This window comes from Pseudomonas iranensis (assembly GCF_014268585.2).
In the GTDB taxonomy this organism is placed as follows: Bacteria; Pseudomonadota; Gammaproteobacteria; order Pseudomonadales; family Pseudomonadaceae; genus Aquipseudomonas; species Aquipseudomonas iranensis.
In genome coordinates this window covers 4359462-4372500 of the sequence record NZ_CP077092.1, presented here as the reverse complement: position 1 = coordinate 4372500, position 13039 = coordinate 4359462, and the positions used below count along the sequence as shown (strand labels likewise).

8 protein-coding genes and 2 rRNA genes (1 of these 10 running past the window's edge) are annotated in these 13039 nt (G+C 57.4%); 6 read left to right on the top strand and 4 right to left on the bottom strand.

What is annotated here, in order from left to right; genetic code table 11:
- The 3 genes from HU724_RS19600 to mrdA form a co-directional block, all read left to right on the top strand.
- A 23S ribosomal RNA gene (locus HU724_RS19600) occupies window positions 1–2272 on the top strand; it begins 622 nt to the left of the window's first position.
- 147 nt (window positions 2273–2419) lie between these two features.
- A 5S ribosomal RNA gene (gene rrf, locus HU724_RS19595) occupies window positions 2420–2535 on the top strand.
- A gap of 192 nt (window positions 2536–2727) precedes the next feature.
- On the top strand, window positions 2728–4620 hold the full coding sequence (mrdA, locus tag HU724_RS19590) for a penicillin-binding protein 2 (protein WP_186566080.1): 1893 nt from the start codon (window positions 2728–2730) through the stop codon (window positions 4618–4620).
- 44 nt (window positions 4621–4664) lie between these two features.
- Here the strand turns inward: mrdA and HU724_RS19585 are convergent, their stop codons facing one another.
- Both HU724_RS19585 and HU724_RS19580 read right to left on the bottom strand, forming a co-directional pair.
- A complete protein-coding gene (locus tag HU724_RS19585; protein WP_186566082.1) occupies window positions 4665–5069 on the bottom strand; it encodes a lysozyme inhibitor LprI family protein in 405 nt (134 codons plus the stop codon).
- Window positions 5070–5109: 40 nt separating this feature from the next.
- The gene (locus HU724_RS19580; RefSeq protein ID WP_186566084.1) at window positions 5110–6024 is read right to left on the bottom strand and encodes an ADP-ribosylglycohydrolase family protein; all 915 of its coding nucleotides are present in this window, start codon (window positions 6022–6024) and stop codon (window positions 5110–5112) included.
- Between the two features lie 176 nt (window positions 6025–6200).
- Between HU724_RS19580 and HU724_RS19575 the strand changes: the two genes are divergently transcribed.
- Entirely contained in the window at window positions 6201–6689 is a 489-nt protein-coding gene (locus HU724_RS19575; protein ID WP_186566086.1) for an SRPBCC family protein, read from the top strand.
- A gap of 314 nt (window positions 6690–7003) precedes the next feature.
- Here HU724_RS19575 and acnA read toward each other — a convergent pair whose 3' ends face one another.
- On the bottom strand, window positions 7004–9745 hold the full coding sequence (acnA, locus tag HU724_RS19570) for an aconitate hydratase AcnA (protein ID WP_186566088.1): 2742 nt from the start codon (window positions 9743–9745) through the stop codon (window positions 7004–7006).
- A gap of 222 nt (window positions 9746–9967) precedes the next feature.
- On the opposite strand from acnA, the gene rlmM reads away from it, so the two are divergent.
- The gene (rlmM, locus tag HU724_RS19565) at window positions 9968–11041 is read left to right on the top strand and encodes a 23S rRNA (cytidine(2498)-2'-O)-methyltransferase RlmM (protein WP_186566090.1); all 1074 of its coding nucleotides are present in this window, start codon (window positions 9968–9970) and stop codon (window positions 11039–11041) included.
- Window positions 11042–11185: 144 nt separating this feature from the next.
- Window positions 11186–11434: a sulfurtransferase TusA gene (gene tusA / locus HU724_RS19560; RefSeq protein WP_016775503.1), complete on the top strand. Its 249-nt coding sequence runs from the start codon at window positions 11186–11188 to the stop codon at window positions 11432–11434.
- A gap of 48 nt (window positions 11435–11482) precedes the next feature.
- Here the strand turns inward: tusA and HU724_RS19555 are convergent, their stop codons facing one another.
- On the bottom strand, window positions 11483–12892 hold the full coding sequence (locus tag HU724_RS19555; protein WP_275970773.1) for an MATE family efflux transporter: 1410 nt from the start codon (window positions 12890–12892) through the stop codon (window positions 11483–11485).
- Window positions 12893–13039 lie beyond the last annotated feature (147 nt).

Here is a 13039-nt window from a genome sequence, read left to right as displayed (position 1 = left end):
AAGCGAGTCTTAATAGGGCGTCTAGTCGCTGGGAATAGACCCGAAACCGGGCGATCTATCCATGGGCAGGTTGAAGGTTAGGTAACACTGACTGGAGGACCGAACCGACTACCGTTGAAAAGTTAGCGGATGACCTGTGGATCGGAGTGAAAGGCTAATCAAGCTCGGAGATAGCTGGTTCTCCTCGAAAGCTATTTAGGTAGCGCCTCATGTATCACTGTAGGGGGTAGAGCACTGTTTCGGCTAGGGGGTCATCCCGACTTACCAAACCGATGCAAACTCCGAATACCTACAAGTGCCGAGCATGGGAGACACACGGCGGGTGCTAACGTCCGTCGTGAAAAGGGAAACAACCCAGACCGTCAGCTAAGGTCCCAAAGTTATGGTTAAGTGGGAAACGATGTGGGAAGGCTTAGACAGCTAGGAGGTTGGCTTAGAAGCAGCCACCCTTTAAAGAAAGCGTAATAGCTCACTAGTCGAGTCGGCCTGCGCGGAAGATGTAACGGGGCTCAAACCATACACCGAAGCTACGGGTATCACCTTCGGGTGATGCGGTAGAGGAGCGTTCTGTAAGCCTGTGAAGGTGAGTTGAGAAGCTTGCTGGAGGTATCAGAAGTGCGAATGCTGACATGAGTAACGACAATGGGTGTGAAAAACACCCACGCCGAAAGACCAAGGTTTCCTGCGCAACGTTAATCGACGCAGGGTTAGTCGGTCCCTAAGGCGAGGCTGAAAAGCGTAGTCGATGGAAAACAGGTTAATATTCCTGTACTTCTGGTTATTGCGATGGAGGGACGGAGAAGGCTAGGCCAGCTTGGCGTTGGTTGTCCAAGTTTAAGGTGGTAGGCTGAGATCTTAGGTAAATCCGGGATCTTAAGGCCGAGAGCTGATGACGAGTTACCCTTTGGGTGACGAAGTGGTTGATGCCATGCTTCCAAGAAAAGCTTCTAAGCTTCAGGTAACCAGGAACCGTACCCCAAACCGACACAGGTGGTTGGGTAGAGAATACCAAGGCGCTTGAGAGAACTCGGGTGAAGGAACTAGGCAAAATGGCACCGTAACTTCGGGAGAAGGTGCGCCGGTGAGGGTGAAGGACTTGCTCCGTAAGCTCATGCCGGTCGAAGATACCAGGCCGCTGCGACTGTTTATTAAAAACACAGCACTCTGCAAACACGAAAGTGGACGTATAGGGTGTGACGCCTGCCCGGTGCCGGAAGGTTAATTGATGGGGTTAGCTAACGCGAAGCTCTTGATCGAAGCCCCGGTAAACGGCGGCCGTAACTATAACGGTCCTAAGGTAGCGAAATTCCTTGTCGGGTAAGTTCCGACCTGCACGAATGGCGTAACGATGGCGGCGCTGTCTCCACCCGAGACTCAGTGAAATTGAAATCGCTGTGAAGATGCAGTGTATCCGCGGCTAGACGGAAAGACCCCGTGAACCTTTACTATAGCTTTGCACTGGACTTTGAATTTGCTTGTGTAGGATAGGTGGGAGGCTTTGAAGCGTGGACGCCAGTTCGCGTGGAGCCATCCTTGAAATACCACCCTGGCAACTTTGAGGTTCTAACTCAGGTCCGTTATCCGGATCGAGGACAGTGTATGGTGGGTAGTTTGACTGGGGCGGTCTCCTCCTAAAGAGTAACGGAGGAGTACGAAGGTGCGCTCAGACCGGTCGGAAATCGGTCGTAGAGTATAAAGGCAAAAGCGCGCTTGACTGCGAGACAGACACGTCGAGCAGGTACGAAAGTAGGTCTTAGTGATCCGGTGGTTCTGTATGGAAGGGCCATCGCTCAACGGATAAAAGGTACTCCGGGGATAACAGGCTGATACCGCCCAAGAGTTCATATCGACGGCGGTGTTTGGCACCTCGATGTCGGCTCATCACATCCTGGGGCTGAAGCCGGTCCCAAGGGTATGGCTGTTCGCCATTTAAAGTGGTACGCGAGCTGGGTTTAGAACGTCGTGAGACAGTTCGGTCCCTATCTGCCGTGGACGTTTGAGATTTGAGAGGGGCTGCTCCTAGTACGAGAGGACCGGAGTGGACGAACCTCTGGTGTTCCGGTTGTCACGCCAGTGGCATTGCCGGGTAGCTATGTTCGGGAAAGATAACCGCTGAAAGCATCTAAGCGGGAAACTTGCCTCAAGATGAGATCTCACTGGAACCTTGAGTTCCCTGAAGGGCCGTCGAAGACTACGACGTTGATAGGTTGGGTGTGTAAGCGCTGTGAGGCGTTGAGCTAACCAATACTAATTGCCCGTGAGGCTTGACCATATAACACCCAAGCAATTTGCGTCGAAAGGCCAGATTGCGGTGTGTGAAGACGAAACGAACCGAAAGTTCGAAACGCACAAACACCAGCTGTCACATACCCAATTTGCTGAAGCGAGGCCATCTGGTCACGAGTCAGTACCCGAATTTCTTGACGACCATAGAGCGTTGGAACCACCTGATCCCATCCCGAACTCAGCAGTGAAACGATGCATCGCCGATGGTAGTGTGGGGTTTCCCCATGTGAGAGTAGGTCATCGTCAAGATTAAATTCCGAAACCCCAATTGCGAAAGCAGTTGGGGTTTTGTTTTGCCTGCGAGAAAGTTTTCAGCCTGCTACCGGGGAAATTCATCCTGAAGTGGATGGCGAGTTTTGGTATGGTGCAGCTCGTTTTTTAACGGACTGATATCCTGCCCACGGATCGGCACTCATTTTATGTCAAAGAGTTGCTGTAGAAATGCCTGAACCAATCCCGATCAAGGATCATGAAAAAGAGACGCGGCTGGTCAACAAACGATTGATTGCCTGCGCTCTGTTCGTCTTCGCCATCAGCTGCGCTCTGGTGGTGCGCCTGTACATCCTCCAGGTCGTGGAGTTCGACTACCACTCGACCATCTCCGAAAACAATCGCGTCCATGTCCTCCCGATACCGCCAACCCGTGGATTGATCTACGACCGCAACGGTGTGTTGCTCGCCGACAATCGCCCCAGCTACAACCTGACCATCACCCGTGAGCGTGCCACCGACGTCAATCAAGAATTGGACGAAGTCATCAACTTGCTGCACTTGCCTGCTGAAGACCGCACGGTATTCGACAAGGCGATGAAGCAATCCCGGCATCCGTTCACACCGGTCACCCTGTTTTATGAGCTGACGGAAGAGCAGATTGCCGTCCTGGCGGTTAACGAGTTTCGCTTACCGGGACTTGATGTCGAACCGCAGTTTGTCCGCCACTATCCCCTCGGCGCACATTTCGCCCATTCGATCGGTTATGTCGGTCGGATCAATGAAAAAGAATCGAAAGCTCTCGACTCCGTGGAGTACCGAGGTACGCAATCCATTGGTAAAACCGGTATCGAGCGTTTTTATGAAGCGCAGTTGCACGGCCATGTCGGTTACGAAGAAGTCGAAACCAATGCTCAAGGCCGTGTGCTACGGGTACTCAAGCACACCGATCCGGTGCCAGGCAAGAACATCGTCCTGAGCCTCGATGTCAAGCTGCAAGAAGCTGCCGAAGCCGCTTTGGGCGACCGTCGTGGTTCAGTGGTAGCTCTCGACCCGTCCACTGGAGAAGTGCTGGCGATGGTCAGCAATCCGAGTTTCGATCCGAATCTGTTCGTCACCGGGATCAGTTCGAAGGAATATTCAGCGCTGCGAGATTCCATCGATCGGCCATTGTTCAACCGCGTATTGCGTGGGCTGTACGCCCCAGGCTCGACGATCAAACCGGAAGTCGCCATCGCAGGGCTGGACGCAGGCGTCGTAACTCCGCAGACCCGCGTATTCGATCCCGGCTATTACCAATTACCGGACTTCGATCACAAGTATCGCAACTGGAACCACAGTGGTGACGGTTGGGTGGACATGGACGCGGCGATCATGCGCTCGAACGACACCTACTTCTATGATCTGGCGCACAAGCTTGGCATTGATCGTCTGCACGACTACATGGCGATGTTCGGCCTTGGAGAAAAAGTCTCGCTGGATATGTTTGAAGAATCGCCAGGTCTGATGCCGTCGCAAGCGTGGAAACGCGCTACACGGCGACAGGCGTGGTATCCCGGCGAGACAGTTATTCTCGGCATCGGCCAGGGCTACATGCAGGTCACACCGCTGCAATTGGCCCAAGCCACTGCACTGATTGCCAACAAAGGGATATGGAATCGACCGCATCTGGCCAAGTCGGTCGACGGCGTTGCGCCGGTTGACGAGCACCCGATGCCGAACATTCTGCTTAAAGATCCGCGCGATTGGGAGCAGGTCAATCACGGAATGCAGATGGTCATGCACGATGCTCGAGGCATCGCACGAGCGGCGGCTGCGGGGGCGCAATACCGCATCGCTGGCAAGAGTGGTACGGCGCAAGTGGTGGCGATCAAGCAGGGTGAGCGCTACAACCGTGAGAAAACCCTCGAGCGCCACCGTGACAACGCCCTGTTTGTAGGATTCGCACCGGCCGAACATCCGAAGATCGCCATCTCGGTAATGATCGAGAACGGCGAGGCGGGTGGTCGTGTTGCCGGTCCCGTTGTGCGGCAGATCATGGACGCCTGGTTACTCGATAAGGAAGGCCACCTCAAGCCGCAATACGCAGCGCCGAGCAAAGCGCCGGGCGATCCTCACGTCTGAGGCGTAACGGTTCACAGCACAGGCTCCCTAAGCGGAGCCTGTGATTACGCACCGGGTACTGGGCAACTCATATCACCTTCCTCACAGTTCAAATATTGCTTGAAGGTTTCTACCCGAGCCTTGGTGACGGCTGTGAGACAGCCACTGTAAACCAATGGATAAACACTCCCGCCCGCCACCCCAGAAGCCGAAAACTTGCACTCGGCATCCCGGAAGCTGACCCATGCCCGCTGCGCGTTAACCAGCAGCCTCTTTCCGTCCGGGTTGTCCTTGAGACGCCCGGTGATCTGCTGATAGAGCGTATTCAACTCCTTGTCTGCCGCTTTGAAGGCTTGCCCCGCGCACTGATTCATCGTCGCCTGATCGCTGGCGTTGGCGCAATCGACGGCGGCATGGGCGAAAGGGGCAAACATAAAGGGCGCAAGGGCCAGAAGCAGACGCACTGACATAAGGTTCTCGCTGTATCGAGTGGAAAAAGTGTATCGAGTGTTATGTACGTAGCCGGGAGGCCTCAAGCAAGCGATCCGCAGTGGCGGTGATTTCTTCGCCTTCATGCAGCCGCTCCAGCCAGTGTTCGGGAATTGCCCTAGCACCGTAGAAAGTACCTGCCAACTGACCCACGATAGCCGCCGTCGTATCCGCATCATCACCGAGATTGGCTGCTTTCAACACCGCGTCGGCGTACGTCTGCGTGTGGTGAAAGCACCACAAAGCGGCTTCCAGCGATTTCACGCTATAACCGCTGCCTTTGATTTCGTTTTCCGCTTTGCCGAGATACTCACCTCGGGCAATTGCAACCACATCGGGCTGGGAGAGAGATAACAGTGGCGCCCGGCGTAGCTGTGTTTTCTCCGCACCCTCAAGCGCTCGTGCGATCAGATCAGCCAGCAATAGGCAGCACTCGATTGCCTCCGGCGCAGCATGGGTTGTGCGCGAACTGTCGGCAGCGTGGATCTGGATCTGTCGAGCGTCCGGAAAATAAAACAGCACGACTGGTGCCAACCGCATCAGCGACCCGTTACCAGCAGTCAACGGATCACTCGACCCTGCGAAAGGCTCCCCGGTTCGCTGATACTGTTCCAGCGCCTGGCTGACGGTCATGCCGATGTCGAAACATTCACCGGTGGAGCTCAGGTATCCCCATTTCCACCAATTGAGATAGCGGCCCATCTGATCAGCCGCATCGAAACCGTTTTTGCGCAGCAGGCTTTCGGCCAGGCACAGTGCCATTGAGGTGTCATCGGTCCATTGCCCAGGCTTGAGCTGGAACGGGCCGCCGCCAACCATGTCGCTCAGCGGCAGGAATGATCCTCGCGGTTGGAACTCGACCGTTGTACCGACCGCATCGCCGCAAGCCAGGCCGAGGAGGGCGCCGCGATACCGATCGGCAAGAGAAGGCTGCATGATTCGTCCTTGTTTCTGCGGATTCGCTGGAAAGATAGCAGGTCAGGCGGCGCCGATCACAGAGCGGAAAATACCGCAGGATGTGTCCGCTCAAAGCGGTGGCTGCAGCGCCTGGATACAACTTCGCATTGGACATGTGGTCATACAAGCCTAGTGTTCAGAACAGGAGGTGACGTATGAAACCAGTACCTAACAGTTTCGAACGCAAAATCACGCTCAAGGCGTCGCGTTCCCACGTCTGGCGTGCATTGGTCGATGCCGAGGCCTTTGGCCAGTGGTTCGGCGTGGCTCTCGAGGGCCGGCGTTTCATCGCCGGCGAGTGGACGCAGGGCCAGGTCACGTACCCCGGTTATGAACACGTATTGTGGAATGTGCTGATCGAGCGGGTCGAGCCGCAGCAGTTGTTTTCTTTTCGCTGGCACCCGTATGCGGTCAACCCGAAGATCGACTATTCACAAGAGCCGACCACACTGGTCAAGTTCGAATTGCAGGACTTCGAAGACGGCACACTACTCAAGGTCTCGGAATCCGGCTTCGCGCACATCCCTGATATCCGTCAGAAAGAGGCGTATTACATGGACAGTCGCGGCTGGGAGGAGCAGTTGAGCAGGCTTGAACAGTTTCTCGCCGAAAGCGCCAGGGCTCGTGCAAGCGGCAGTGCCTGACAGGTCTAAGGGTTTTCGGAAGTGTCTGTATGGCGAATGTCTTACACGCGTTGGTAGCTTTTACGACTATTGCTGATTGGATCCACTGGGTAATCTACACACATCAACTGAGACACAGGGAGTGTTTCAGGATCATGGACGATCGACCATCGCAAGGATCGCTGCCGACAGGGAGTCGATAATGGTCTTGGGAAAAACCCGCTTCGGCGGGTTTTTTTTCGCCTGAATGCAGGAGCCGCCGAAGGCTGCGATCTTTTGATCCTGCTTTTGAAAGCCAAGTCAAAAAGATCACAGCCTGGGCGAATGTCACCCCGTCACGAAGCAATCAACTGCCGCAACACATAATGCAGAATCCCCCCGGATTTGAAGTACTCAACTTCATTCAAGGTATCAATCCGGCACAAGACTTCAATCTTCTCCTGACGCCCATCCTCGCGAGTGATTACCAGCGGCAGGTTCATCCGCGGCCTCAGCTCGACGCCGGTCAATCCCAGAATCTCAAACGTCTCTTTGCCGGTCAGATTGAGGCTCTTGCGGTTCTGATCAAGCTTGAACTGCAACGGCAGCACACCCATGCCGACCAGATTTGAGCGGTGAATGCGTTCGAAGCTCTCCGCAATCACGGCTTTGACGCCCAGCAGATTGGTGCCTTTCGCCGCCCAGTCACGGCTCGACCCGGTGCCGTACTCCTGACCGGCAATCACCACCAACGGCGTCCCCGAAGCCTGATATTTCATCGCTGCGTCATAGATCGCCATTTTTTCCCCGGTGGGAATGTAAATGGTGTTCCCGCCTTCCTCGCCCCCAAGCATTTCGTTGCGAATACGGATGTTGGCAAACGTGCCGCGCATCATCACTTCATGATTGCCGCGACGGGAACCGTAGGAGTTGAAGTCGCGCGGTTCGACGCCTTTTTCCTGTAGATAACGTCCGGCAGGGCTGTCGACCTTGATGTTGCCGGCGGGGGAGATGTGGTCGGTGGTCACTGAATCACCGAGCAAGGCCAAGACCCGCGCGCCTTTAACATCTTTGACTTCCGGCAGAGGGCCGGAAATGTCGTCGAAGAAAGGTGGATGCTGAATGTAGGTCGAATCGTCCTGCCAGACGTATGTGGCCGCTTGCGGCACCTCGATGGCTTGCCATTGTTCGTCGCCGGCAAACACTTCGGCGTATTCCTTGTGGAACATCGCCGTATTGACCTGATTCACCGCTTCGGCGATTTCCCGGCTGCTTGGCCAGATATCACGCAGATACACCGGATTGCCCTGTTGATCCTCACCCAGCGGTTCGCTGCTGATATCGGTGCGCACGCTGCCAGCCAATGCGTAAGCGACGACCAGCGGAGGCGAGGCCAGCCAGTTGGTTTTCACCAGTGGGTGTACGCGACCTTCGAAGTTGCGGTTGCCGGACAGGACTGATGCGACGGTCAGATCGGCTTTCTGAATGGCTTTCTCGATCGGCTCCGGCAGTGGCCCGGAGTTGCCGATGCAGGTGGTGCAACCGTAGCCGACCAACGAAAACCCGAGCTGATCAAGGTACTGAGTCAGCCCGGCAGCCTTGTAATAGTCGGTGACGACCTTCGAACCCGGCGCCAATGAACTCTTCACCCAAGGTTTGCGCGTCAGGCCTTTCTCGACGGCTTTCTTCGCCAGTAACCCTGCGGCCATCATCACGCTCGGGTTGGAAGTGTTGGTGCAGGATGTGATCGCGGCGATCACCACTGCACCGTTTTTCAGGCGATAGGTCTTGCCCTCGTATTCGTAGTCCGCCTCACCGACCAGATCGGCGTTGCCCACCGCCACGCCGCCACCGCCCTCGCTTTCCAGGCGTCCTTCTTCCTTGCTGGTGGGTTTGAATTGCAAGTCGATGAAATCACTGAAGGCCTGCGCGACGTTCGGCAGCGAGACTCGATCCTGCGGACGTTTCGGTCCGGCCAGGCTTGCCTCGACGCTGCTCATGTCCAGCGCCAGGCTGTCGGTAAACACCGGCTCCTGACCCGGCAGACGCCACAGGCCTTGAGCCTTGGTGTAGGCCTCGACCAGTTTCACCACTTCCGGCGGGCGACCGGACAGGCGCAGGTATTCCAGCGTGACATCGTCGACCGGGAAGAAGCCGCACGTCGCACCGTATTCCGGGGCCATGTTGGCGATGGTCGCGCGGTCGGCCAGTGGCAGGTCGGCGAGACCGTCGCCGTAAAACTCGACGAATTTGCCGACCACGCCTTTTTTGCGCAGCATCTGCGTCACGGTCAACACCAGATCGGTGGCGGTGATGCCTTCCTTGAGTTTGCCAGTGAGCTTGAAGCCGATCACTTCTGGAATCAGCATCGAGACCGGTTGCCCGAGCATCGCCGCTTCCGCTTCGATCCCGCCAACGCCCCAGCCGAGCACGCCGAGACCGTTGATCATGGTGGTGTGGGAGTCGGTGCCGACCAGCGTGTCGGGGAACGCGTAGGTGCGGCCATCCTCGTCTTTGGTCCAGACGGTGCGGCCGAGGTATTCAAGGTTGACCTGGTGGCAGATGCCGGTACCCGGCGGGACCACGCTGAAGTTATCGAACGCACTCTGGCCCCAGCGCAGGAAGGCATAGCGCTCGCCGTTGCGTTGCATTTCGATGTCGACGTTCTGTTCGAACGCACTGGCGCTGGCGAACTTGTCGACCATCACCGAGTGGTCGATCACCAGGTCCACCGGCGACAACGGATTGATCCGTTGCGGGTCGCCGCCGGCCTTGGCCATTGCCGCACGCATGGCGGCGAGATCGACCACGGCGGGGACGCCGGTAAAATCCTGCATCAATACACGGGCAGGGCGGTACTGGATTTCGCGATCGGAGCGGCGCTCCTTGAGCCAGGCGGCGATGGCTTTGAGGTCGGCGCCGGTGACGGTTTTTTCGTCTTCCCAGCGCAGCAGATTTTCCAGCAGGACCTTCAATGACATCGGCAGCTTGTCGAGGTCGCCCAGGCTTTTGGCGGCTTCCGGCAGGCTGAAATAGTGGTAGGTCGTGGCATCGATTTGTAGGGTTTTCAGTGACTTCAGACTATCGAGGGACGGCATTACGATCACTCCTTTGAGTCCGCACGGCTACGGACTGAGGGGACGGGCAGAGCATTAAACCTAGCCCTGTTTTGAGTAGCTGGCTAATAACTGGACTCTATCGGCGCAACCATGGTTCCGACTTCAGCTATCATGCGCCGGTTTTCGTGACAGGCATTGCGGCAACGCAAGGCTTGAGCATCGCGCAGCGGCCGAATGATCGACCGCTGCCCAGGAGTAAGAATGAACACCCTATTCATGCATTGCCGGCCCGGCTTCGAAGGCGAAGTCTGTTCGGAGATTTCCGATCTCGCCGCCCGTCTCAATGTCGCCGGTTACGCCAAAGCCAAAACCGCCACGGCCTGCGCCGAGTTTGTCTGTACTGAAGCGGACGGTGCTGAACGCCTGATGCGCGGTCAGCGTTTCGCCGAATTGATCTTCCCGCGGCAGTGGGCGCGCGGCTTTTTCATCGATCTGCCGGAAAACGACCGGATCAGTGTGATTCTCGCGCACATGGCCGATTTTCCGGTGTTTGGCAGTCTGTGGCTGGAAGTGGTCGATACCAATGACGGCAAGGAACTGTCGAATTTCTGCAAAAAGTTCGAAGGCCCGCTGCGCAAGGCGCTGACCGCCGCTGGCAAACTGGTGGAAGACGCCAGCAGGCCGCGTTTGTTGCTGACCTTCAAAAGCGGACGCGAGGTGTTTTTAGGCATGGCCGATGCCGGCAATTCGGCGATGTGGCCGATGGGCATTCCGCGCCTGAAGTTTCCCCGCGAGGCGCCGAGCCGGTCGACCTTGAAGCTGGAGGAGGCGTGGCACCACTTCATTCCGCGCGACCAGTGGGAAGATCGCCTGCACAGCGACATGACTGGCGTTGACCTCGGCGCCGCGCCGGGCGGCTGGACCTGGCAACTGGTCAACCGTGGCATGCTGGTCACCGCCATCGACAACGGCCCGATGGCCGAAAGCCTGATGGAAACCGGATTGGTCCAGCATCTGATGGCGGATGGTTTCACCTTCAAGCCCAAGCAGCCGGTGGACTGGATGGTTTGCGACATTGTCGAGAAACCGGCGCGTAACGCGGCGATGCTGGAAGAGTGGATCGGCGAAGGACATTGCCGCGAAGCAGTGGTCAACCTGAAGCTGCCGATGAAGCAGCGTTATGCCGAAGTGAAACGTCTGCTCGAGCGCATTGCCGACGGTTTCAAGGCGCGTGGGATCAAGGTTGATATCGGCTGCAAGCAGCTCTATCACGACCGCGAGGAAGTGACTTGCCATTTGCGCCGGCACGACAGCAGAAAAACCAAATCGCGCTGACACAACGCTGAACCTGTGGGAGCGAGCCTGCTCGCGAAAGTGGTGGGGCTGACGGATTGCCTTCGCGAGCAGGCTCGCTCCCACATGGGTTGGACGATATCCCAAGCAATGCGCGACAATGCCGGCCAGTTTCTGGAGTGAACCATGAGTGAAATGATCGATACCCCGGTCGACGGCACCCTCGACGCCACCGGCCTCAATTGCCCGGAGCCGGTGATGATGTTGCATCAGCACATCCGCGATCTGGTGCCCGGCGGCCTGCTCAAGGTGATCGCCACCGATCCCTCGACCAAGCGCGATATCCCCAAGTTCTGCGTGTTTCTTGACCACGAGCTGGTCAGCCAGCATGAAGAGGCCGGCACCTATCTGTACTGGATTCGCAAGAAGTCCTGATTCTGGGCAAAAAAAGACCTGCAAATGCAGGTCTTTTTTTATGGGTGATCAACCCATCGAACGACTGATTCGAATCCGCTTGCGCGCACTGCGTGTCAGACGAATCGACAGCATCAGCGCCGCGCAGCTCAAGCCGACGATCAAACCCTGCCACAACCCGCTCGGCCCACGTGGCTCACCGAGCCAATCGGTCAGACCCAACGCGTAACCCACCGGCAAACCAATCCCCCAGTAGGCGAACAGAGTCAGGATCATCGTCACCCGAGTATCCTGATAGCCACGCAGTGCGCCTGCTGCGGTCACTTGAATTGCATCGGAAAACTGGAATAGCGCCGAATAGACAATCAGCATCGCCGCAATGTGAATCACCGTTGGATCAGCGGTATAGATCGCCGCAATCGGCTCGCGCAGCGCCAGCATCAGGCTCGCCGACAGGCAGGCGTAGGCCAGCGCCGTGCCCATGCCGACTCCAGCGGCAAAACGTGCCTCTCGCGGTTCCTCGCGGCCCAGCGCCTGGCCGACACGCACGGTGACCGCCATGCCCAGCGAATAGGGAATCATGAACACCAGCGAGCTGACGTTCAGCGCGATCTGATGCCCGGCCACCACCGTCGCGCCGAGGCTGCCGATCAGCAGGGCGATCACGGCGAAGATGCTCGACTCGGCAAACACCGCGATGCCGATCGGCAAACCAATCGACAGCAGACGTTTGATCACCGCCCACTGCGGCCAGTCGAAACGGCTGAACAGTTCGCTCGAACGATAGGCCGGTGCCCAGCGCTCGTACCCGGCCAGGCCCAGCGCCATCACCCACATCACGATTGCCGTGGCCCAGCCGCAGCCGACGCCGCCCATGGCCGGCACGCCGAAGTGGCCGTAGATGAAGATGTAGTTCAGCGGGATGTTCAATGCCAGACCGCACAGGCCCAACACCATGGCCGGGCGGGTGCGGCCGATGCCATCACTGGTGCAACGCAATACGTGATAGAAGGCCACCGCCGGCAAGCCGCTGGCGATGCCGTGCAGATATTGCATGCACGGGCCTATCAGCTCGGGATCGACCTTCATCAGGTGCAGTACTGGCTCTGCGGCGACCAGCATCGAGGTGGCGATCAGTCCGACTACCAATGCCAGCCATAACGCCTGACGCACAATCGGGCCAATTTCGCTGTGCTTGCCGGCGCCGAAACGCTGGGCGACTTTTGGTGTGGTGGCCAGCAGGGTGCCGGTCATCAACAGAAACACCGGAACCCAGATCGAGTTGCCCAGCGCCACTGCCGCCAGGTCCTTGGGCCCGACGCGCCCGGCCATCACCGCATCGACGAAGCCCATGGCGGTGGTCGCCAGTTGCGCGATGATGATCGGCAGGGCCAGGGCGAGCAGGTTTTTCAACTCCAGGCGAATCCGCGCAGGGCGGGTCAGGGAGACGGCGACAGGTTGGTCAGTTACAGGGTTCACAGGCAAAGCGTCCAGAAAGTATTGATGCGCAGAGCGGCGCATTCTACGCCGCTGACGCCTCGGTCAGGAAATATCCTCTGTTGCGTATTTGTAAGCGCAAACCCTGCTGGCTGATCGACGCGTCAGCACCTAAACTGCCGATCCGCC